The 21,398-nt window shown below is 74.5% G+C and carries 19 protein-coding genes and 1 pseudogene; 13 read left to right on the forward strand and 7 right to left on the reverse strand.

Annotation, left to right across the window (positions count from 1 at the left end):
- Nucleotides 1-55: 55 nt before the first annotated feature.
- Together V6U90_RS00270 and V6U90_RS00275 are read right to left on the reverse strand one after the other, a co-directional pair.
- Entirely contained in the window at nt 56-3,412 is a 3,357-nt protein-coding gene (locus tag V6U90_RS00270) for an error-prone DNA polymerase (protein ID WP_334430403.1), read from the reverse strand.
- Nucleotides 3,413-3,424: 12 nt separating this feature from the next.
- Nucleotides 3,425-4,993 (reverse strand): DNA polymerase Y family protein, encoded by a 1,569-nt coding sequence (locus tag V6U90_RS00275; RefSeq protein WP_334430404.1) that lies wholly within the window; start codon nt 4,991-4,993, stop codon nt 3,425-3,427.
- Nucleotides 4,994-5,361: 368 nt separating this feature from the next.
- Here V6U90_RS00275 and V6U90_RS00280 point away from each other — a divergent pair, with 368 nt between their 5' ends.
- A complete protein-coding gene (locus V6U90_RS00280; protein WP_334430405.1) occupies nt 5,362-5,526 on the forward strand; it encodes a hypothetical protein in 165 nt (54 codons plus the stop codon).
- 60 nt (nt 5,527-5,586) lie between these two features.
- On the opposite strand, the gene V6U90_RS00285 is transcribed toward V6U90_RS00280, so the two are convergent.
- Together V6U90_RS00285 and V6U90_RS00290 are read right to left on the reverse strand one after the other, a co-directional pair.
- Nucleotides 5,587-6,228: a hypothetical protein gene (locus tag V6U90_RS00285; RefSeq protein ID WP_334430407.1), complete on the reverse strand. Its 642-nt coding sequence runs from the start codon at nt 6,226-6,228 to the stop codon at nt 5,587-5,589.
- A gap of 25 nt (nt 6,229-6,253) precedes the next feature.
- Complete coding sequence (locus V6U90_RS00290) at nt 6,254-6,706, reverse strand: SAV_6107 family HEPN domain-containing protein (RefSeq protein WP_334430409.1); 453 nt, start codon at nt 6,704-6,706, stop codon at nt 6,254-6,256.
- A 505-nt stretch (nt 6,707-7,211) separates the two neighbouring features.
- Here V6U90_RS00290 and V6U90_RS00295 point away from each other — a divergent pair.
- The 7 genes from V6U90_RS00295 (at nt 7,212) to V6U90_RS00325 (ending at nt 13,608) form a co-directional block, all read left to right on the forward strand.
- A complete protein-coding gene (locus V6U90_RS00295) occupies nt 7,212-8,189 on the forward strand; it encodes an EamA family transporter (protein WP_334430411.1) in 978 nt (325 codons plus the stop codon).
- A gap of 154 nt (nt 8,190-8,343) precedes the next feature.
- Nucleotides 8,344-8,832, forward strand: a complete 489-nt coding sequence (locus V6U90_RS00300) for a YbaK/EbsC family protein (RefSeq protein WP_334430413.1) — start codon at nt 8,344-8,346, stop codon at nt 8,830-8,832.
- The gene (locus V6U90_RS00305; RefSeq protein ID WP_334430414.1) at nt 8,829-9,548 is read left to right on the forward strand and encodes a monooxygenase; all 720 of its coding nucleotides are present in this window, start codon (nt 8,829-8,831) and stop codon (nt 9,546-9,548) included. The genes V6U90_RS00300 and V6U90_RS00305 overlap by 4 nt, the downstream gene beginning before the upstream one ends.
- A gap of 16 nt (nt 9,549-9,564) precedes the next feature.
- Nucleotides 9,565-10,122, forward strand: coding sequence for a GNAT family N-acetyltransferase (locus V6U90_RS00310; protein WP_334430415.1), 558 nt, complete (start codon nt 9,565-9,567; stop codon nt 10,120-10,122).
- Complete coding sequence (locus V6U90_RS00315) at nt 10,119-10,964, forward strand: carotenoid biosynthesis protein (protein WP_334430417.1); 846 nt, start codon at nt 10,119-10,121, stop codon at nt 10,962-10,964. The genes V6U90_RS00310 and V6U90_RS00315 overlap by 4 nt, the downstream gene beginning before the upstream one ends.
- A complete protein-coding gene (locus V6U90_RS00320) occupies nt 10,961-12,082 on the forward strand; it encodes a glycosyltransferase (protein WP_334430418.1) in 1,122 nt (373 codons plus the stop codon). The genes V6U90_RS00315 and V6U90_RS00320 overlap by 4 nt, the downstream gene beginning before the upstream one ends.
- A gap of 38 nt (nt 12,083-12,120) precedes the next feature.
- Nucleotides 12,121-13,608: a phytoene desaturase family protein gene (locus V6U90_RS00325; protein WP_334430420.1), complete on the forward strand. Its 1,488-nt coding sequence runs from the start codon at nt 12,121-12,123 to the stop codon at nt 13,606-13,608.
- Nucleotides 13,609-13,680: 72 nt separating this feature from the next.
- Here V6U90_RS00325 and V6U90_RS00330 read toward each other — a convergent pair whose 3' ends face one another.
- Nucleotides 13,681-14,370 (reverse strand): CDP-alcohol phosphatidyltransferase family protein, encoded by a 690-nt coding sequence (locus V6U90_RS00330; RefSeq protein ID WP_334430422.1) that lies wholly within the window; start codon nt 14,368-14,370, stop codon nt 13,681-13,683.
- Nucleotides 14,371-14,414: 44 nt separating this feature from the next.
- On the reverse strand, nt 14,415-15,332 hold the full coding sequence (gene metF, locus V6U90_RS00335) for a methylenetetrahydrofolate reductase [NAD(P)H] (protein ID WP_334430424.1): 918 nt from the start codon (nt 15,330-15,332) through the stop codon (nt 14,415-14,417).
- A gap of 238 nt (nt 15,333-15,570) precedes the next feature.
- On the opposite strand from metF, the gene V6U90_RS00340 reads away from it, so the two are divergent.
- The 3 genes and pseudogenes from V6U90_RS00340 to V6U90_RS00350 all read left to right on the forward strand — a co-directional run bounded on the left by V6U90_RS00340 (nt 15,571) and on the right by V6U90_RS00350 (nt 17,852).
- Nucleotides 15,571-15,972, forward strand: coding sequence for a helix-turn-helix domain-containing protein (locus V6U90_RS00340; protein ID WP_334430426.1), 402 nt, complete (start codon nt 15,571-15,573; stop codon nt 15,970-15,972).
- Nucleotides 15,973-15,978: 6 nt separating this feature from the next.
- Nucleotides 15,979-16,685, forward strand: a pseudogene (locus V6U90_RS00345) (carbon-nitrogen hydrolase family protein).
- 84 nt (nt 16,686-16,769) lie between these two features.
- The gene (locus V6U90_RS00350; protein ID WP_334430428.1) at nt 16,770-17,852 is read left to right on the forward strand and encodes a polyprenyl synthetase family protein; all 1,083 of its coding nucleotides are present in this window, start codon (nt 16,770-16,772) and stop codon (nt 17,850-17,852) included.
- 111 nt (nt 17,853-17,963) lie between these two features.
- On the opposite strand, the gene V6U90_RS00355 is transcribed toward V6U90_RS00350, so the two are convergent.
- A complete protein-coding gene (locus V6U90_RS00355) occupies nt 17,964-18,368 on the reverse strand; it encodes an Rv2175c family DNA-binding protein (protein WP_442933490.1) in 405 nt (134 codons plus the stop codon).
- Nucleotides 18,369-18,465: 97 nt separating this feature from the next.
- Here V6U90_RS00355 and pknB point away from each other — a divergent pair, with 97 nt between their 5' ends.
- Both pknB and V6U90_RS00365 read left to right on the forward strand, forming a co-directional pair.
- Nucleotides 18,466-20,451, forward strand: coding sequence for a Stk1 family PASTA domain-containing Ser/Thr kinase (pknB, locus tag V6U90_RS00360; RefSeq protein WP_334430430.1), 1,986 nt, complete (start codon nt 18,466-18,468; stop codon nt 20,449-20,451).
- Between the two features lie 16 nt (nt 20,452-20,467).
- Nucleotides 20,468-21,334: a deoxyribonuclease IV gene (locus V6U90_RS00365; RefSeq protein ID WP_334430432.1), complete on the forward strand. Its 867-nt coding sequence runs from the start codon at nt 20,468-20,470 to the stop codon at nt 21,332-21,334.
- The last annotated feature ends 64 nt before the right edge of the window (nt 21,335-21,398 follow it).

Raw genomic sequence — 21,398 nt, forward strand, 5'->3', positions numbered from 1 at the left:
CCAGGCCCGGGCGGGCGGGTGACCGGCCGGCCGGGTTACGGCCGGATGATCCTGGTCAGCGGAAGTCCCGGGAGGCGGGGCGGACCGGGGTGTCCACCTCATCCAGCCGGTCGGCGACCAGGTTGGTCACCCCCTCGTGCCGCTCCAGCCGGCCCCGGATCAGCAGCGCGACGCTGGTCCGGGCGATCCGGCGGTAGCGCTGCCAGAGCCCCGGCGAGCAGGTCACGTTGAGCATGCCGGTCTCGTCCTCCAGGTTGAGGAAGGTGACCCCGCCGGCTGTGGCGGGCCGCTGCCGGTGGGTGACGATGCCACCCACCCGGATCCGGCGGCCCGGCTCCACCCGGCCGAGCCGGGCGATCGGCACCGCGCCCGCCTCGTCGAGCCGGGCCCGGATGAACCGGGCCGGATGGGTCTCCGGGGACAACCCGGTGGCCCACACGTCGGCCATCAGCCGGTCCACGTCGTCCATCCCGGGCAGGGCCGGCGCCCGCGCCCCGGCGATCGTCCCCGGCAGCCGGCCCGGCCGGTCCTGGGCGGCGGCCCCGGCCGCCCAGAGCGCCGCCCGCCGGGTCAACCCGAAACAGGCGAAGGCGTCCGCGGTGGCCAGCGCCTCCAACTGGGCGGCGGTCAGGCCGACCCGCCGGGCCAGGTCCGCCATGTCCCGGTACGCGCCACCGGCCGTCCGCTCCGCCTCGATCCGCTCGGCGATCCCGTCGCCGAGGGTACGCACGCTGGACAGCCCGAGCCGGACCGCCGGGCCGTCCAGCCCCCAGGCGTGCGGCGGCTCCCCGGGCCCGCTCCCCCACCGGGTCGACGGGGTGGACTCCAGGGTGGCCTTCGCGGCGCTGGCGTTGACGTCCGGCCGGCGTACCTCCACCCCGTGCCGGCGGGCGTCGTCGACCAGGGTCTGCGGCGCGTAGAAGCCCATCGGCTGGGCGTTGAGCAGGGCGGCCAGGAACGCCGCCGGGTGGTAGCGCTTCAGCCAGGAGCTGGCGTAGACCAGGTAGGCGAAGCTCATCGCGTGGCTCTCCGGGAAGCCGTAGCTGGCGAACGCCGACAGTTTGCGGTAGACGTCGTCGGCCAGGTCCCCGGTGATGCCCCGCTCGGCCATCCCGGCGTAGAGCCGCTCGGCGATCTCCGCCATCCGCTCGGCCGAGCGTTTCGCACCCATCGCCCGGCGCAACCGGTCGGCCCCGGCCGCGTCGAACCCGGCCAGGTCGATGGCGAGCTGCATCAACTGCTCCTGGAACAGCGGCACCCCGAGGGTCTTCTCCAACGCGTTGCGCATCAGCGGGTGGGCGTACGCCACCGGCTCCAGCCCGTTCTTGCGCCGGATGAACGGGTGCACCGAGCCACCCTGGATCGGGCCGGGCCGGATCAGCGCCACCTCCACCACCAGGTCGTAGAACTCTCGGGGCTGCAACCGGGGCAGGGTGGCCATCTGTGCCCGGCTCTCCACCTGGAACACCCCCACCGAGTCGGCCCGGCAGAGCATGTCGTACACCTCCGGGTCGTCCAGCGACATCGCGCCCAGGTCGAGGTGCCCGCCGATCAGGTCGTACGCGTAGTGCAGCGCGGAGAGCATGCCGAGCCCGAGCAGGTCGAACTTGACCAGGCCGGCCGCGGCACAGTCGTCCTTGTCCCACTGGAGCACGCTGCGGCCCGGCATCCGTCCCCACTCCACCGGGCAGACCTCGATCACCGGCCGGTCGCAGATCACCATGCCGCCGGAGTGGATGCCCAGGTGCCGGGGGAAGCCCTGCAACTCGTTGGCGTACGCGACGACCTGCTCGGGGATGCCCTCGACGTCAACGGTGGCGACGCTGCCCCAACGGTCGATCTGTTTGCTCCAGGCGTCCTGCTGCCCGGGGGAGAACCCGAACGCCCGGGCGATGTCCCGCACGGCCGACCGGGGCCGGTACGAGATGACGTTGGCAACCTGGGCGGTGTGCTCCCGGCCGTACCTCTGGTAGACGTACTGGATCACCTCCTCCCGCCGGTCGGACTCGATGTCCACGTCGATGTCGGGTGGGCCGTCCCGTTCCGGGGCGAGGAACCGTTCGAAGAGCAACCGGTGCCGGACCGCGTCGACGTTGGTGATCCGCAGCGCGTAGCAGACCGCCGAGTTGGCCGCCGAGCCCCGGCCCTGGCAGTAGATGTCCTGCCGGCGGCAGAACTCGACGATGTCGTGCACCACCAGGAAGTAGCCGGGGAAACCCAGCTCGTCGATCATCTTCAGCTCGTGGTCGAGCTGCTCGTACGCCCCCGGGTGCGCCTCGCGCGGGCCGTACCGCTCCCGGGCACCGGCCATGGTCAGCTCGCGCAGCCAGCTCATCTCGGTGTGCCCGGCCGGGACCGGCCAGTCGGGCAGCCGGGGCGCCACGAGCTGGAGGTCGAAGGCGAGTTCGGCGCCGAACTCCGCAGCCCGGGCCACCGCCCCCGGCCAGGCCGCGAACCGGGCCGCCATCTCGGCGCCGCTGCGCAGGTGGGCGGTGGCGGCGGCGGGCAGCCAGCCGTCCATCTCGTCCAGACTGCGCCGGGCCCGTACCGCGGCCAGCGCGGTGGCCAGTCGCCGCCGGCCCGGGGTGGCGTAGTGCACGTTGCCGGTGGCCACGGTGGGCAGCCCGGCGGCGGCGGCCAGCGCGGCGAGCGCGTCGTTGTGGTCGGCGTCGTCGGGGTGACCGTGGTCGGTCAGCTCCACCGCCACCGTCTCCGCGCCGAACAGTGCGGTCAACCGGTCCAGCTCCCGGGCCGCCACGTCGACCCCCTCGGTGAGCAGCGCGGCGGGCACGTGCCCCTTGCGGCAGCCGGTGAGTACCAGCACGTGGTCGCGCAGCTCGGCGGCCACCTCGGCGAGGTCACCGTAGTCGGGGCGCCCCTTCTCCCCACCGCGTAGCTGGGCCCGGGCGATGGTCCGGGCCAGCCGGGCGTACCCCTCGGGGCCGTGGGCGAGCGCCAGCAGGTGCCGGCCGGCCGGGTCCGGTTCGCCGCCCTGCGGGCCGGGCAGCCCCAGGGAGAGTTCCGCGCCGACGACGGTGGGCAGCCGCAGCGCGCGGGCCGCCTCGGCGAACCGGACCACCCCGTAGAAACCGTCGTGGTCGGTGACCGCCAGTGCGGTCAGCCCCAGCCGGGCCGCCTCCTCGGCCAGTTCCTCCGGGTGGCTGGCCCCGTCGAGGAAGCTGAAGTTGCTGTGCGCGTGCAGCTCCGCGTAGGGCACGGTCCCGTCGGGTGCCGGCAGGACCGGCGGCCGGTAGGGCTCCCGGCTGCGACTGAAGGCCGGCGCGTCCCCGCCGTCGGCGTCGACCGCTAGCGGGTCGACCACCCGCAGGTGCCCGGCGCCGCCGCGCCGCTGCCGGCCGGAGAGCGTCTCCTCCAGCTCCGACCAGGACTGCCGGGGATTGTGGAAGCTCATCGCCGCCCACCGCTACTCATAGCTGGCCTCGACCGTCCACCGTCCCCCGCCCAGGGCGAGCAGCAGGGCCGCACCGTCGGCGAGGCAGACCTGGAACCGGACCTGCCGGCGGGCCTGCGCCGGATCCCACCAACGCTCGTCCACCGGCCACGGGCCGGCCCAGCCGACGATCTCCCGGGCCGGGCCGTCGGCGATGACGAGGCGGGCCGGGGCGGCGGTGACCGCCAGGCGGGCACTGACCCCGACCACCGCGCCGGTGGCGTCGTAGACCGTCGCCGGCAGCGGGACGGGCAGCACCACCGCCGGGGCGGGGGTCGGCAGCCGGCCCGGCCACGGCGGGGCGGCCGGGCGGGGCGGACGGCGCTCGTCCCCCCAGGGCACCAGGTGGACCTGGTCGGCCGGGGACCGCCCGCCACCGAGCACCGGGGTGAGGACCGCCTCGGGACCGAGGATCCCCTGCACCCGGCTGAACGCCCGGTGCGCCCGGTCCCGCTCGTCGCCGGCCTCCCCCCACAGCCCGGGTTGCAGCCCGACCTGGGCGAGCACCCCGTCGGGGACCAGTCGCAGCCGGATGATCCCGGAGGTCGGCCGGGCCACGGCCGGAGCGGTCGCACCCGGCCGGCTGGCACCACCGCGCAGCCAGCCGTCGAGCTGCCAGCGGACCCGGTCGGCGATGGCCGCCGGGGTGAGCAGCCCGTCGTGCCGCCAGACACGGTGCAGTTCCTGACCGTGCGCGGTCACCGCCTCGATGCCCAGTCGGGTGCAGGCCAGCCCGTGCCCGGCCAGCCCTTCGTGCAGCCGCTCGGCCAGGGACCGGGCGGCGAAGGCGGCCACGTCGACCCGGTCCAGCGGCTCGTCGTAGGTCTCGGTCACCGCCAGGTCCGGTGGTGGGCGGCGGACCGCGAGCGGCCGGTGATCCCGGCCGGCGGCCAACCGGTGGGCGAGCGCCGCGTCGAACCCGAACCGGGCCAGCACGTCCCCGCCGGGCAGGGCCGCGAACTCGCCGAGGGTACGGATGCCGAGCCGGCGCAGCAGATCGGTCAGGGCCGGCCGACCGAGCGCGGTGACCGGCAGCCCGGCCAGGAAACGTGGGGTGTCCCCGGGCGGCACGATCCGGCCGGTGCGGGCGGCCAGCCCGGCGGCGAACACCCCGTCGGCGATGCCGACCTGACTCTCCACCGCGCAGCTCTGGGCCACCTGCTCGACGATCCGTTCGGCCGCCGCCGCCTCCCCGCCGAAGTAGCGGGCCGGGCCCCGGACCGGCAGCGCGCAGGCACCCGGTCGGAGCACCTCCACCCCGGCGGCCACCTCCTCGACGGCGGCGAGCACCGGCTCGAACGCCCGGGCGTCCCGACCAGGATCGTGATCGACCACCCGCAGCCCGGGGCAGCGGCTCTGCGCCTCCCGTTTACGGAGGCCACGACGGATCCCGTCGGCACGGGCCGAGATGGAGCAGGCAACCACCCGGTTGGCGTGCAGCACGGCGACCGGTCCGGTGGCCGGCACCCCGTCGACGATCTCGGCGGCCACCACCGGCCAGTCCGGGCACCAGAGCAGCAGGGTGCGGACAGCCCTGGTCACCGCGCCCCCTTCCTGGTGCCGCGTCGGCTCCCCCGCCAACGACCGGACCAGAATAGAACACACGTTCGATCACGTGCGCAGCGGAAACCGGTATTGACCTGTGGAAACCGTCGCCGCCGTGATCCGCCCTTGATCGTTTGCAGCTCAGCTGCACTTCGGTCGGCGTGTCACACCACTCAACGACAAACGATCAAGATTTCCCCGATCACGGACACTCCGCCACAGCATCAGGCGACTCGGCAGCCCGCGCAGTGCCCGGCATCGGCTGCGTGGAACTGCGCGACGCCCCCAGACCGGAGCAGGACCTACGGGCCTGGCAGGACCAACTCCTCGCGGACTACGACTACTAGGCAAGCCGAGGCATCCCCATGAACCACCACCCCTCGCTGGAGCAGGGGTGCGTCGTCATCGGGATCAGCGAACCCGACCGCGACGGGCCGATCATCAAGGCCAAGTATCCGAACGCGATCTTCTGCATCGAATGGGCCGAGGCTCCCGGAGTGATCGACCTGGCAGGGGCACCCACTCCGTAGATCGACCGGCGCCACCGGTACGCGATCCGCCCACGGCGACACCGGCCGCCGCGCCCGATGTCACGCCGCGCTGACCACCGGCGCGGCCTCCCGGGCCCCACCGTCCTCCGCCGGCAGCCACAGGTCCACCCTGACCCGGGGCCGGTGCGAGGCGACCACGGTCACCCGGCACCGGCGCAGCCGACCGCCCCCCTGGGCCAGCCCGTACCACTGCCGCCGGACCACGGAGATACGCAGGTCACTGCCCTCCCAGGCGGGGCCGAGGGTGAGCACGGTACAGCCCGACCGGCGGGCCCGGGCGGTCAACTGCCGGGCCAGCCCGCCCGGCACCTGCTCGGGCCGGTGCACCAGTACCGCGTCCATCCCGGTGGTCAGCGCCGACACCACGTCGGTCCAGGCGGCGCCGGGCTGCGGCACCAGCCCCAGGGTCTCCGGACGCACCCCGTACGCGGCGGCGGCGACACAGCCGAACGCCGGCACCCCGACCACCGCGCACCAGCCACCGGCCGAGGAGACCCCGGCGAGCAGGACCATGGAGAGCGAGTACCGCGCGGCCTCCCCCTCGATGGCCACCAGCGCGCCACGCCGGACCCGGGAACCAAGCAGCCGGCGGATCGGCGGGATCATCGGCAACTGGTCACCGACCGCCTCCCGGGGATCGGTGTCGCCCAGCATGGCGCGCAGCCGAGCGAAATCAGCCACGGGGGCGCAACCTCCGCACGGTGACTCAGGCGGCGGCGAGACCGCCCAGGGTCGGCTGGTACGCCTTCCCGAGCGCGGTCTCCACCACCGTCACGAACTCCTCGGCCGCGCGGAGCAGGTCGTCGGCCTCCCGGGTGGTGACCACCCGGGGGATGCCGGCCTCGGCGGCGGCCCGTTTGCCCGCGCTGGCCGCGAAGAAGGTGGCCCACTCGTCCAACTCGGGCGCGACGACCACGAGCAGGGCCCAGACACTGGTGATCCGGTTACGGCGGGTCGGCGCGGGACGGGCCCGGGCGGCAAGCACCGCAGCGGCGGCACGGAGCGCGGCGAGGTGGGCGGCGGCGTACCGCAGGCCGTCGGGGCGGGTACGCGCGGCCTCGGTCAGCCCCTGCCGGGCCACCGCGAGGAGCTGGGCGGGGGTGCGGTGCGGCAGCACGTGCGCCGGCACCGTGGGTGGCTGGGCCGGGTTGGTCGGCATGACTGTCTCCTCCGCGTCACCGGGTCGACCGCGTCGCACCCACCTGTGGGGCGGTGCCGACGCGTGGCGGGTGCGGAGGAAGGCGCACCACTGTGGGGGGCCGGCCGGGTGTGGACGCTTCCCCACACCACACCCGGCCGGCCGTGCCGGCGGGTTCGTCGTCCGCTGCCCGGGGGTCGTGGGCAGCGGACGACGACCTGCCTGATGGCCCCGGACTCGCGACTGTCCGGAACCCTGTGCGGCCCGCGGAGCCGCACTCCGGGAGCCGGCGCCGCGAAACACCTCTCCCGGTAGTGGAACGGGCGTTCGATTAAATCGAACATCCGTTCTAACTGCCTTCGACAGTACACCCTGCCCCCGACGAAAATGCAACGCACGCCGCGCAGGTCGCGGAAACTGGTCGGCCCAGCAGCGGAAAGGCACCCGGACGGGCGACGGGACGGATCCGGTGGGTAACGACCGTACCGCTGGTCAGTCCTGACCGGGGCAGCGGTAGCCTCGTGCCGTGACAACGCCCCGCCCTGCCCTCGGTGTCGCCATGGTGGTCGGTTCGGGCGCGCTCTTCGCCATCAACGGCACGGTGTCCAAACTGGTACTCCGGGCCGGGATCAGCGCACCGCAACTCACCCTGCTCCGGGCGGTCGGAGCCGTCGTCGGCCTGCTCGCGCTGAGCCTGCTGCTGCACCCCGGTGCCCGCCGGCTCCGGGTCACCGCCGGCCAGCTCCCGCTGCTGATCGGGTACGGGCTGACCGGCTTCTTCCTGGTACCGATGCTCTACTTCGTGGCCATCTCCCGGCTGCCGGTCGGCATCGCCCTGCTGTTCGAGTACACCGCCCCACTGCTGGTCGCCCTCTGGGCCCGGTTCGGCCAGCAGCAGCGGGTCCGACCCCGGCTCTGGGGCGGTCTGCTGCTCAGCCTGGTCGGGCTCGGTTGCGTCGCCGAGGTCTGGGGCGACCTCAAGCTCAACGGCACGGGCGTGCTGGCCGGGCTGGGCGCGGCGGTCTTCCTGGCCCTGTACTACGTACTCGGCGCCCGGGGCGTCGAGCGCCGGGACACCCTCTCGCTCTGCACCTGGGCGTTCGGCGCGTCGGCCGTGGCCGGCCTGCTCACCCGGGCGGTCACCGCCGGTACCGGGGGCTGGGCACCGCTCGGTGACACCAGTGGCGGGGTACCGGTCGTCCTGCTCTGCGGCTACGTCGTCGTACTCGGCTCGATCGTGCCGTACCTGCTGGTCGCCGCCGCCCTGCGGCACCTGCCGGCGACCAGTGTCGGCATCATCGGCATGATCGAGCCGGTGATCGCGGCGGCGGTCGCCTGGGCCACGCTCGGCGCCGGTGAGGCGCTCAACCCCGCCCAACTGACCGGTGGCGCCCTGGTGCTGGTCGGGGTGGCACTGGCCGAGACCGCCCGGACCGCGACCCGGACGGCCGAAGCCGCCCCCGCCCCACCGGACGTGGTGGCCGCCAACGACCTGCCCCGCTGACCCGGCCCCGGTCAGGCCCCGCCGGGCATCCGGCCCCCGCCGGACAACCGCCGGGCACCCGGCCTCCACCGGACAACCGCCGGGCATCCGGTCCCCGCCGGACAATCGGCGGGCCGACTGAACACCACGGCGGTGGACCAGGAAAGATGGGCACATGCAGCCACACCCCAATGTACGGGCGGTGCAGGCCGCCCTGGACGACGCGGGCGCCCGGGACTCCTCCGGCGCGGCGAGCACGGTACGGCTCCTGCCCGAGGCGGTACACACCGCCGCTGCGGCGGCCGAGGCGCTCGGTGTCGGAATCGGTCAGATCGCCAACTCGCTGATCTTCGAGGCGGACGGGGCCCCACTGCTGGTCCTCACCTCCGGCGCGCACCGGGTGGACACCGCCGGCCTGGCCGCCCGGCTCGGCGTCAGCCGGCTGCGCCGGGCCACCCCGGAGTTCGTCCGGGAGCACACCGGGCAGCCCATCGGCGGGGTCGCCCCGCTCGGGCACCCGGCCCCGGTCCGCACCGTCGTCGACACCGCGCTGGCCGGGTACCCCGAGATCTGGGCCGCCGGCGGGGTACCCCGGGCGGTCTTCCCGATCACGTACGGCGAGCTGCTGCGGGTCACCGCCGGCACCCCGGCCGACGTGGCGTGACCGCCGTCCCCGAACTGGTCACCCTGCACGTCTGGCGGGTCACCCGGACCGCCCTGCCCCGGGCACTGGTCCGGATGGCCCTCGACCCGCGCCGGTTGCGCACCACCCCCGGCGTCCGGTTCGGCAAGCTGCTCGGCACCGGTACCGGTACCGGCTTCGGCCCCTCCGACGCCGACCCGACCCGCTGGGCCGCGCTCACCGTCTGGGACTCCGCCGGGGCGGCGGCGGGCTTCGACGACACCCCGGTGGCCCGGTCCTGGGCCCGGATCGCCCGCGCCACGGTCCGGCTGGACCTGCGGCCGGTGACCAGCCGGGGCGAATGGTCCGGGGTGCGCCCGTTCGGCGATCCGCCCGGTGGGCGGGGCGACGGTCCGGTGCTGGCCCTGACCCGGGCCCGGCTGCGGGCCCGCCGGGCGGCGACGTTCTGGCGGGCGGTACCCCCGGTGGCCGCCGCGCTACACCAGGCTCCCGGGCTGCTGGTCCGGTTCGGCGTCGGCGAGGCGCCGCTGGGTTGGCAGGGCACGGTCAGCGTGTGGCGTGACCCGGCGGACCTGGTCGACTTCGCGTACCGTCACCCCGAGCACCGCGCCGCGATCACCCGCACCCCCACCGAGCGGTGGTACGCCGAGGAACTCTTCGCGCGGTTCGAGGTGCACGGGGTGCACGGCGACCGGACGGTGCTCGGCTGGGCCACGGACGATCCGGATCGACAGTGAGGAACGACAGGTGGGGATGAGGCTGGTGCCATGGTCGCCGGACGATCTGGTCCGGCGACTGGACGACGTGGTGGCCGTCTACGGGGAGGCCATGGGCTACCGCGCCGACCTGCTGGAGGCCCGGCGCGGCTACATCGCCACCCACGTACGCCGTCCCGGTTTCCGCGCGGTCGCCACCCTGACCACCGCCGGGCACCTGGCCGGTTTCGGTTACGGCTACCACTCCGAACCGGGCCAGTGGTGGCACGACCAGGTGCACCGCGCCCTGGAGCCGGCCACCCGCCGGGCCTGGCTCACCGACTGCTTCGAGGTGGTGGAGCTGCACGTCCGGCCCCCCATGCAGGGGCACCGCCTGGGTGCCCGGCAACTACGGGCCCTGCTGACCATGGCCGAGGGGCAACGTACCCTGCTCTCCACACCGGAGGCCGACGAACAGCGCTCCCGGGCCTGGCGGCTCTACCGCCGCTTCGGCTTCGTCGACGTGCTGCGGCACTTCCGGTTCCCCGGGGACGAACGGGACTTCGCCGTCCTCGGCCGGGACCTGCCGCTGCCCCCGCCGACACCTCCGGCATGACCCCCCGGCGCCTGCTGCCCTGGCTGCTGCTCGGGGTACTCGTCCTGGCGCAGATCGGTTACCCGCTGACCACCGGCACCACCCGGGCCCGGTTGACGGTGGCCACCGTCATCCTCGGCTACCTGCTGTCGGTCAGCCACGCGCTGCTCAGCCGGGGTCCCCGGGCCGCGGCGGCACTGGTCGCCGTGGCCACCGGCGGCGGGCTGGCGATCGAGGCGCTCGGGGTGGCGACCGGCTTCCCGTTCGGCAGCTACGACTACTCCGGCGAACTGGGGCCGAAGCTGTTCGGTGTACCCCTGGTGATCCCGCTGGCCTGGACCTGGATGGCCTGGCCGGCCTGGCTGGCCGCAGTCCGGCTGGCTCCGCGCACGAGCGCGAGGAGCGAGCCGGGTTTGCGAGCCCCGCAGTCGCGGGCCAGCCAGCACAGCGTGGGGCGGATCACGCTGGCCGCCACCGGACTGGCCGCCTGGGACCTCTTCCTCGACCCGCAGATGGTCGCCGAGGGGTACTGGGTGTGGCTGCGGCAGACCCCGGCGCTGCCCGGCCTGACCGGCATCCCGGTCAGCAACTACCTCGGCTGGCTGCTCTTCGCGGTCCTGCTGATGACGCTGCTGCGCCCGCTCGGCGGTCCGACCGTCGGCGACCCCGACCCCGCCGACCCCCCGATGTACACGCTCTACCTGTGGACGTACTTCTCCAGCATCCTGGCGCACGCGGTCTTCCTCCGGCTGCCTGCCTCGGCGCTGTGGGGCGCCGTGGCGATGTCGGTGGCCGCGGTGCCGCTGGCGGTCACCCTGCTGCGGGGGCGGCAGCAGCGGCTCCGGGTGAGCACCCCACGGTGACCTGGCTGCTCGCGCTCGCCGTCGCGGCGCTCACCGCGCACACGTACGTCAACGCGGGCTGGTGGCTGCGCCGGCCGCCGGCCGCCCCGGCACCGGTCACCGAACCGGTCGCGGTGCTGCTGCCGCTGCGCGACGAGGCCACCCGGGTCACGCCGTGCCTGCGGTCGCTGCTGGCCCAGCAGGGCGTACCAGGGCTGCGCATCGTGGTGCTCGACGACGATTCCACCGACGGCACCGCCGAGGTGGTCCGCGCCGTGGTGGCCGGTGACCCCCGGGTCACCCTGCACGCCGGGGTCCCGCTGGCCGACGGCTGGCTCGGCAAGCCGCACGCCTGTCGGCAACTGGCCCGGCACGCCGACCCGGCCGCCCGGGTGCTGGTCTTCGTCGACGCGGACGTGGTGCTCGCCCCGCACGCGGTGGCCGCCGCAGTGGCCACGTTGCGCACCTCCGGGGCGACCCTGCTCTCGGCGTACCCGGAGATCCTGGTCTCCTCGGTGGCCGACCGGCTGGTCCAGCCGCTGTTGCAGTGGCTCTGGCTGACCTTCCTGCCGCTACGGGCGATGGAACGCTCGCCCCGGCCGCCGCTGGCCGCCGCCGGTGGGCAGTTCCTCCTCGTCGACCGGGCCGGCTACGAAGCCGCCGGTGGGCACGGCGCGGTCCGCGACAAGGTTCTGGAGGACATCGAACTGGCCCGGGCGGTGAAACGCTCCGGTCGGCGGATCGCCCTGGCCGACGGCTCCCGGCTGGCCCGGTGCCGGATGTACGACTCGTGGCCGGAGTTGCGCGACGGCTACACCAAGTCGCTCTGGGCCTCGTTCGGCTCGCCGGTGGCCGCAGCCGCCGTACTCACCCTGCTGCTGCTCCTCTACGTCGTTCCGCTGCCGCTGGCGGTGGCCGCCACGCTGGCCGGTACCCCGACGGTGGCGGCTGCCGCGCTGGCGGCGTACCTGCTCGGGGTGGCCGGCCGGGTGGTCAGCGCCCGCGCCACCGGGGGCCGCTGGTGGCCCGACGCGCTGGCCCACCCGGTGTCGGTCGTGGTCCTGGGTTGGCTGACCGTACGGTCGTACCATCTGCGGAAGCGGCACCGCCTGTCCTGGCGTGGTCGCCCGGTCGGCTGACCCCCCGACTTGAGGTAACACCGGCTAGGGAGGCTCGCATGGCTCGCGTCGTGGTCGTCGGCGCCGGGGTGGGTGGCCTGGCCACCGCCGCCCGGCTGGCCGTGACGGGGCATGAGGTCACCGTCTTCGAACGTGCCGAGGTGGTCGGCGGCAAACTGGGCCGGTACACCCGGGAGACCCCGGCCGGGGCGTTCCACTTCGACACCGGCCCCGGTCTGCTCACCCTGCCGGAGGTCTTCGCCGACCTGTTCGAGGCCACCGGCGCCAAAATCGACGAGTATCTGGACCTGGTGCCGCTGGACCCGATCGTCCGGCACGTCTTCCCCGGCGACGGCCCGGTCCTCGACTCCTGCGCCGACCCGGTGGCGTTCGCCGACCGGATCGGCACGGCGTTCGGCGCCGAGGCGGCGGCCGACTGGGGGCGGCTGTGGCGCCGGGCCGGCCGGGTCTGGGACGCCTCGTGGCGGGACATCTTACGGACCGGCATCGACTCCCCCCGCGAGCTGGCGAAACTGGCCTGGCGGCTGGGTGACCTGGCCGCCATCGGGCCCGGCCAGACCCTGCGCGGGCTGGGGCGGCGTACCCTGCGCGACCCCCGGCTGCGGATGCTGCTCGACCGGTACGCCACCTACACCGGGGCCGATCCCCGGCGGGCGCCGGCCGCCCTGGTCGCGATTCCCTACGCCGAGCTGACCTTCGGCGGCTGGTACCTGCGCGGCGGGCTGGGCACCCTGGCCGACGCACTGCTGTCCCGCTGCCTCGACCTGGGTGTGGTGGTGCAGACCGGCACCACGGTCACCCGGATCGACGCCGCCGGTGGCCGGGTGCACGGGGTGCGTCTCGCCGGGGCCGCCGCGCCCGTCCCGGCCGACGTGGTGGTGGCGAACGTCGACGCGCTGACCGTCTACCGGGATCTGCTGCCCAGCCCGCGCCGGCTGGCCGGGCTGGCCGACCGGAGCCTGGCCGGGTTCGTGCTGCTGCTCGGGGTGGCCGGGGACTCCGGGCTGGCCCACCACAACGTCTTCTTCCCCGGCGACCACGACGCCGAGTTCGACGCGGTGTTCGGCGCTCCGGGCCGGGGGGTACCGGCCCGGCCGGCGCCCGACCCGACCGTCTTCGTCACCGTGGCCGACGACCCGATGGTCCGTCCGGCCGGGCACGAGGCGTGGTTCGTGCTGGTCAACGCCGCCCGCCAGGGACGTTCGATGTCGGCGGTCGACTGGCGGCGCCCCGGTCTGGCCGACGCGTACGCCGACCGGATCCTGGACGTACTCGCCGAGCGGGGCGTCGATGTCCGGGACCGGCTGGTGTTCCGCGAGGTCCGTACCCCGGCCGACCTGGCCGACGGCACCGCCGCACCGGGTGGCGCGATCTACGGCACCGCCGGTGGTCTGCTCCGGCCGGCGAACCGCGCCCCCGCACACGGGGTGTTCCTGGTCGGCGGTTCGACCCACCCCGGTGGCGGCCTGCCGATGGTCACCCTGTCCGCGCAGATCGTCGCCGACCGGATCGGCCCCGCCTGGTAGTGGTACCGGCCGGCATCGTCGACTGTTGTCCGGGCCCGGGGCCCGGACCGCCGCCGGCCGGCCCGGCCGGCGTCAGCCGGCGTCGACGAGTACCCGCCGCACCGCGGCGAGCAGTTGCCCCAGACCGAACCCGGCCAGCAGTACCCACACCGCCGTCGCCATCGTGATGGTGCCGGCCGCCAGATCCGTCCGGATGAACCCGGTCAGCCCGGCGAGCAGCAGCCCGACCAGGGCGACCACCACCCGGGTCGGCCGCTCCCCGACGGTGACCGCGCCGATCTCCCGCATCCCCGCCGACACCGACCGGGCCCGCACGTACTCGTGCAGCCAGGAGAGCGCGCCGGCCGCGACCACCAGTGCCCCGGGCGCCCCCAGCAGCCAGAACGCGGCCAGCCAGGCCGCCTCACCGACCCGGTCGGCGACCGAGTCGTAGACGTACCCGAGCCGGCTGGTACGCCCAGTCACCACCGCCACCGCGCCGTCCACGCTGTCCGCGACGGCGGCCAGCAGCACGATCCCGGCGGCGAGGAGCGGGCCGTCCTGCCCCCGTGGCGCGACCACCGGTACCGCGATGCAGATCAGCATCCCGGCCACGGTGACCGCGGTCGGGCTGACCCGGAGCCGACCGAGCAGGTAGCCCAGGTGGTAGGCCAGCCGGAGCCAGCCACGGACCACCGGGGTGGCCGCGCGCGGGTCGAACCCGCCGTGCAGCCGCGCCCAGACGGTGGCGTACTCGTCCCATTTCAGCTGTGTGCCCACCACGGCTCAACCGTAGGAGGGCGGCAGGGGTGTCGCGTACCGACCCGTCACACCCGCGCGCCGGCCTGGAGGTGCTGCCAGACCTCCCGGGTGGCGGTGGAACGGTTGAGGGTGATGAAGTGGATCCCCGGAACCCCTTCGTCGAGCAGCCGCCGGCACATCTCGCTGGCCTGCTCGATGCCGAGCTGACGGACCGCCTCCGGGTCGTCGGCGACCCGGGCGAACCGCTCGGCCAGCCGGGGCGGGAACGGCGCGCCGGAGAGCTGCGCGGACCGTTCGATGGTGCGCATCTGGGTCACCGGCATCACCCCGGCCAGGATCGGGGTGTCACCGCCGGCAGCGGCCACCCGGTCCCGCAGCCGCAGGTAGTCGTCGGCGTCGAAGAACATCTGGGTGATGGCGAAGTCCGCACCCGCCCGGCACTTCCGGACGAAGTGGGCGGTGTCCGTGGCGATGTCCGCCGAGCGGGGATGCTTGTAGGGGAAGGCGGCCACCCCGACGCTGAAGTCACCCGACTCCCGGACCAGCCGGACCAGTTCCTCCGCGTAGAGCACACCCTCCGGGTGCCGTACCCACTCCCCCATCGGGTTGCCCGGCGGGTCACCCCGGACCACCAGCACGTTGCGTACCCCCACCCCGGCGAGCCGGCCGATCACGTTGCGCAGCTCGGCGACCGAGTGGTTGACGGCGGTGAGGTGCGCCATCGGCAGCAGGGTGGTCTCGGTGGCGACCCGCTCGGTCACCGCGACGGTGGTGTCCCGGGTCGACCCACCCGCGCCGTAGGTGATCGAGACGAACGAGGGCCGCAGCGACTCCAGCTCCCGGATGGCCTGCCAGAGCAGCCGCTCCCCCTGCTCGGTCTTTGGCGGGAAGAACTCGAAGGAGAAGGTGGGGGCGGACGACCGGATCACCTCGCCGATCGACGGCTGCTGGTTGGGAAGGACCGAGGGAAGACCGAGCGCCACTCCGCGACTCTACCGGCCCGGACCGGCCGTTTCCGACAGCTTCCCACCCAGTGACCGGCAGCGCGCGGACTGTCGTACCCCCAGGGTTCACTGATGGCGGCACGGGTGGGCCGGACGGCGGGCCCCGGGGTCACCGTGCGGGGGCATGTCCGCGAACTGGCCGAGAAGACCGGCATCGCGGATCCACCCACGTCGGCGGTCCCGCGCGGACCGTCGGCCCCGTCCGCCCGGAGGCACCATGACGTCCCCCACTCCGCCCGCCCTCGGCGCACTGCTGGCCGGGCTGCGGCAGGCCCGGGGCTGGAGTCAGCTCCGGCTCGCCGCCGAGCTCTGCACCGCGTCCGGAGTGCCCACGTTGACCCGGCACGAGGTCTCCCGCTGGGAACGGCAGCGCCGGACCCCGGGGGACTTCTGGCTCGGCTGGCTCGCGGTGGTGCTCGGCGTCCCGGTGGCGCACCTGGCCGGCGCCCGGGCCGGCGCGGGCCCGGATCCGGGACGCCGGCACGGCGGCTCCCGCCGGCCGCCGGCCCCGCCGCACCGTCCGCTCCCCGTCGGGTACGCCGCCCGCCCCACCGCCCGGCGCCGGAGCCGACCGGGCCCGGTACCGCGTCGGCTCCGCCAGCCGGTCCGGCGGCCATAATCAGGCATGCCTGCGCCGAGACCCGACGGACCGCTCCGCGTCGCGGTCGCCCAGCCGCCCTGCGTGCCGTACGACCTCGCGGCGAACGCCGCGACCCATGCGGCGACGGTCCGCACCGCCGGTGCCCGGGTGGTGGTCTTCCCGGAGCTCTCCCTCACCGGGTACGAGCTGGACGCCCCGACGGTCGACCCGGGCGATCCCCGGTTGGCGCCCCTCGTCGCCGCCTGCGCCGAAACCGGCTCGGTGGCGCTGGCCGGGCACACATCGCCATGCTGGCCGTCACCGGTGCGGGGGTCACCGTCGCCTACCGCAAGCTGTGGTTGGGCAGCAGCGAGGCGGGCCGGTTCAGTCCGGGTGACCGGCCGGCCGTGCTCGACGTGGACGGCTGGCGGCTCGGGCTGGCCATCTGCCGGGACACGGGAATCGCGCAGCACGTCGCCGACACCACCGCCCTCGGTATCCATGTCTACGTCGCCGGCACCCTGATGTTCCCCGAGGAGGCGGGGATCCAGGACGAGCGCGCCCGGGGTACCGCCACCGGCCACCGGATCTGGGTCGCCGTGGCAAGCTTCGCCGGACCGACCGGGGACGGGTACACCCGCAGCGCAGGCCGGTCGGGCATCTGGGCGCCGGACGGCAGGGAGCTCGCCCAGGCCGGCCCGGGTGCCGGGGAGGTCGTCAGCGCCGTCCTCGATCACGTGACGGCCGAATGACCGGCGGTGACACCCCGGGACGACCCCGGTGTCCCGGGCGGGGCCGACCCGGCGGCCGGCCACCGACCCGCTAGCGTCTTAGCGGTGACCCAAGCTGCTCCCGTCTCCCCGGTCGACCGTGCCGGGCTGCGCCACCGTGTCGACACCGCGCTGACCGAATTCCTGGCCGCCCGGCGCCGCTGGCTGGCTGACGTGGACGACACCCTGATACCGGTCGCCGAGGCGGTGGAGGCGTTCGTGCTGCGCGGCGGCAAACGGCTGCGGCCCGCGTTCGGGTACTGGGGTTACCGGGGTGCCGGGGGCGTCGACTCGGACCGGGTGGTGGCTGCCCTGGCCGCGCTGGAGCTGGTCCAGGCCAGCGCGTTGATCCACGACGACCTGATGGACCGGTCGGAGACCCGCCGGGGTGAGCCGGCGGTGCACCGGCGTTTCGCCGAGCAGCACCGTGACGCCGGCTGGCACGGGAGTGCGCAGGGCTTCGGCGACGCCGCCGCGGTGCTCCTCGGTGACCTCTGCCTGGTCTGGTCGGACGAGTTGCTGCACTCCGCCGGCCTGGATCCGGTCACGGTGGCCCGGGCCCGGCCGGTCTTCGACGAGATGCGGGCCGAGGTGACCGTCGGCCAGTACCTGGACGTGGTGACCCAGGCCACCGGGCACACCTCGGTGGAGCAGGCCAGCAAGGTGGCCCGCTACAAGTCGGCCAAGTACACCGTCGAACGGCCGCTGCTGCTCGGCGCCGCGCTCGCCGGGGCGGCCCGAGACGTGCAGGCCGCCTACTCGGCGTACGGGCTGCCGCTGGGCGAGGCGTTCCAGCTCCGCGACGACGTGCTGGGGGTCTTCGGTGACCCGGGGCAGACCGGCAAGCCGGCCGGCGACGACCTGCGGGAGGGCAAGCGGACCTACCTGGTGGCGGCGGCCCTGGAGGCGGCCGACGACCCGGGCCGGGAACTGCTCGGCCGGCACCTCGGTGACCAGGCCCTCGACCCGGCGGGGGTCGACCGGCTCCGCGAGCTGATCGTGGCGACCGGGGCACTGGACCGGACGGAGGCGCGGATCACCGCGCTCACCGGGACCGCACTGGCCGCCCTGACCGGGGTGGAGCTGGTCACCGAGGCCCGGCAGGCGCTGGTCGACCTGGCGGTCGCCGCCACCCGCCGTCGCGACTGAGACACCCCGCCCGCGCTCCGGCGGTGCCGGTCCGCCGGCCCCGTGGCCGGGTCCAGCCGTACCGGCGGGCCCGGTCGGGCCGTTGCGACCCGACCGGGTGCCGACCCGGGCTCAGAAGCCGAGCGCCTGGGCCCGACGCTTGACCTCGCGGGCCCGGTCACCGCCGAGCGCCCCGGCCGGGGTACCGGGCAGCGTGTCGTCCGGCTCGTAGAGCCAGCGCAGCGCCGCCTCGTCGTCGTAGCCCGCGTCCCGCAGCAGGGTGAGTACGCCGGGCAGGTGTTTCTGCACGTTCTGGTTGGCGACCAGCTCGGCCGGGACGCGACGGATGCCGTCCCGGCGGGCCGCGAGCAGTTCGCCCTCCCGGATCATCTGGTGCACCTTGCTGATCGACACGTCGAGCCGCTCGGCGACGTCGGGCAGGGTCAGCCAGCCGGCCGGGTCGGCGGGGCCGGGCAGGTCCGGGCTGGTGCGCTCCGGTCCGGTGCTGGCCGGACCGGCGGGTACGGATTCGGTCACCTGATCACCCTGCCACGCCGCCCGGCGACGGCTGACGGCACCCCGGGTGTGGCATCCTGTTCTGCCACCGCCTCCCGGACACATAGACTGCCTGCCGATGGACACACAGGTTGCCGACACGTTGCTGGGCTCGCTGATCGACGGGCGCTACCGCATCCGCGCGCGGGTCGCCCGGGGCGGAATGGCGACCGTGTACACGGCGACCGACGAGCGCCTCGAACGCACCGTCGCAGTCAAGATCATCCACCCGTCCCAGGCTCCGGACGTCCAGGCCCGGATGGGGAACTTCCTCGGACGGTTCACCGAGGAAGCCAAGACCATCGCCCGGCTGACCCACCCCAACGTGGTCGCCGTCTACGACCAGGGCACCCATGACGGCCTGCCCTACCTGGTCATGGAGTACGTCCGGGGCCGGACGTTGCGGGAGGTGCTCACCGAGCGCGGCCGACTCAACCCGGACGAGGCGCTGGCGATCACCGAGCAGATGCTCGCGGCGATCGCGGCGGCACACCGGGCCGGCCTGGTGCACCGTGATGTCAAGCCGGAGAACGTGCTGGTCGCCGAGGCGCCGACCGGCGGCATGACCAACCTGGTCGACAGCGTGGTCAAGGTCGCCGACTTCGGGCTGGCCCAGGCGGTCGAGGCGAGCGCCGACGCCGACGAGGGCAACCAGTTGCTGGCGACCGTGGCCTACGTCGCCCCGGAACTGGTCACCGACGGGCACGCCGATCCGCGTACCGATGTCTACTCGTCCGGAATCGTGCTGTTCGAGATGCTCGTCGGGCGGGTGCCGTACGACGGCGACCGGCCGATCGACGTCGCCTGGCAGCACGTCGACCGGGACGTGCCGGTGCCGTCGACCCTGGTGCCGGGGCTACCGGCCGCGCTGGACGAACTGGTGGCCCGGGCCACCCGCCGGGATCCCGGCGGCCGGCCGACCGACGCCGGTGCCCTGCTCGCCGAGGTGCAGGTCGTCCGGGAGGATCTCGGTAACACCAGCGCCAGCAGCACCACCCTGCTACCGAAGGTGGTCGCCCCGGCGGCCCAGCCGACCATGGTCGTCGCCGCGGTACAGCCCGTCGAGCGGCCGTCCTGGGCCCGGTTGCCGGAGCAGAAGGAGCGCACCCAGCCCCAGCCCCGGCGGCGGCGCGCCGCGGAGCAGCCCGCCCTCGGTGCCCGGTTGACCGAGCTGCGTACCCGGCTGCTCAGCGACCGGCGCGGACGCAACGCGGTCGCGGCGGCCGTGGTGGTGCTCGGGTTGCTGGTCGCGGTCGGTGGCTGGTGGTTCGGCATCGGCCGGTACACGGTGGCCCCGGAGCTGGTCAGCCTCACCAAGGCGCAGGCCGAGGCGCAGGCCGCCAAGGCCGGTCTCACCCTGGTCTACGCCGAGCCGCAGTACGACGAGAAGGCGGCCAAGGACACCGTCCTGCGTCAGGATCCGGCGTCGACCGCCCGGATCGTCAAGGGCGGCACGATCACCCTCACCCTCTCGCTCGGTCCGGAGGTGATCGCCGTCCCGGACGTGCTGGGTCAGACCTTCGAACTGGCCGAGGCGGCCCTGCTCGACGCGAAACTCGTGGTCGCCAGGGGCACCCAGCGCTACGACGACAACCTGCCGGCCGGCATGGTGCTGGAGGTCCAGCCGAAGGTCGGCACGGAGGTGAAGGCCGGCTCGAAGGTGACCGTCATCCTGAGCCGGGGCCGGGCGCCGATCACCGTGCCGAACCTGGTCGGCAAGAACATCAACGAGGCGCGGGCGGCGTTGCAGAAGCTCGGGCTGGTGCCGGTGGAGACGTACCAGGACTCCGACAAGCCGAAGGACCAGGTGCTCGGCCAGAGCCCGGCGGTCGGCTCCGGGGTGGTGAAGGGTACCGAGGTCAAGCTGGAGATCAGCAAGGGGCCACCGGCGGTCACCGTGCCCCGGGTCGTCGACCTGCCCTGCCAGCAGGCGAAGCAGCAACTGGAGGGCCTGGGCTTCCCGGTGAACGTACAGCTCAACCCGGGCGCCACCGTACGCTTCCAAAACCCGGGCGAGAACTCCCAGGTCCCCCCGGGTACCCAGGTGACGATCACATGTTTCTGACCTGTCGGGGAGCACGATGACCGAGACTGACTGCCGCCCGGTCGGCTCGCACACCCCCGCCTCCGGTGGGCTGGCCCGGGCTGCCCTGCCGTACGTCGACGCGGCCGGCTCCGAGGTGGTGCAGGTCTACGTCTCCAACTCCCGGGGCTGGGCGCTGCCCCCGGGCGACCCCGCCCAGGACATCCTGTTCCGGGACGGGTGCGCCGAGCGGGGCGTACCGGTCTTCATCCACGCCTCGCTCCTGGTCAACCTGGGTTCACCGACCCCGGCCACGGTCGAGCGGTCGACGGAGACCCTGGCCCACGCGCTGCGCCGGGGTGCGGCGATCGGTGCCCGGGGGGTGGTCTTCCACGCGGGCAGCGCGGTCGACGCCGGGCACGCCGAGGCGGCCATGCGGCAGGTACGCGAAAGCCTGCTCCCGCTGCTCGACGCGGCGGCGGCCAGCGGCGGGCCGAAGCTCCTGGTGGAGCCGAGCGCGGGTGGCGGCCGGTCGCTGGCCTCCCGGGTGGAACACCTCGGCCCCTACCTGGACGCGGTGGACCGGCACCCGTGGCTGGAGGTGTGCTTCGACACCTGTCACGCCTGGGCCGCCGGCCACGACCTGGCGGCGGCCGGCGGCATGTCGGCCACGCTGGACACCCTGCTGGCCACGGTGGGTCCGGGCCGGCTCACCCTGGTACACGCCAACGACTCGAAGGATCTGTGCGGGTCGACCCGGGACCGGCACGAGTCGATCGGTAAGGGCAACCTCGGCGAGCCGGCGTTCGCCGAACTGATGACCCACCCGGTGACCGCCGGCGTGCCGGTGGTGGTGGAGACTCCGACCGAGAAGCATGTCGGCCACGCCGCCGACATCGCCGCCCTCAAGCGACTCCGCCCCTGACCCCGTCTCCCCGCCCGGCCCACCCCTACCCGGCTGTGCCGTACCCGGCTGTGCCGTACCCGGC

It is taken from the genome of Micromonospora sp. CPCC 206060 (assembly GCF_036906895.1).
Lineage (GTDB): Bacteria > Actinomycetota > Actinomycetes > Mycobacteriales > Micromonosporaceae > Micromonospora.

Bases quoted from the DNA above. Each gene is read 5' to 3' on its own strand.
- V6U90_RS00270 (WP_334430403.1), bottom strand. From the start codon at position 3,412: ATGAGCTTCCACAATCCCCGGCAGTCCTGGTCGGAGCTGGAGGAGACG.
- V6U90_RS00280 (WP_334430405.1), top strand. From the start codon at position 5,362: ATGAACCACCACCCCTCGCTGGAGCAGGGGTGCGTCGTCATCGGGATC.
- V6U90_RS00290 (WP_334430409.1), bottom strand. From the start codon at position 6,706: ATGCCGACCAACCCGGCCCAGCCACCCACGGTGCCGGCGCACGTGCTG.
- V6U90_RS00300 (WP_334430413.1), top strand. From the start codon at position 8,344: ATGCAGCCACACCCCAATGTACGGGCGGTGCAGGCCGCCCTGGACGAC.
- V6U90_RS00310 (WP_334430415.1), top strand. From the start codon at position 9,565: ATGAGGCTGGTGCCATGGTCGCCGGACGATCTGGTCCGGCGACTGGAC.
- V6U90_RS00315 (WP_334430417.1), top strand. From the start codon at position 10,119: ATGACCCCCCGGCGCCTGCTGCCCTGGCTGCTGCTCGGGGTACTCGTC.
- V6U90_RS00325 (WP_334430420.1), top strand. From the start codon at position 12,121: ATGGCTCGCGTCGTGGTCGTCGGCGCCGGGGTGGGTGGCCTGGCCACC.
- V6U90_RS00340 (WP_334430426.1), top strand. From the start codon at position 15,571: ATGACGTCCCCCACTCCGCCCGCCCTCGGCGCACTGCTGGCCGGGCTG.
- pknB (WP_334430430.1), top strand. From the start codon at position 18,466: ATGGACACACAGGTTGCCGACACGTTGCTGGGCTCGCTGATCGACGGG.
- V6U90_RS00365 (WP_334430432.1), top strand. From the start codon at position 20,468: ATGACCGAGACTGACTGCCGCCCGGTCGGCTCGCACACCCCCGCCTCC.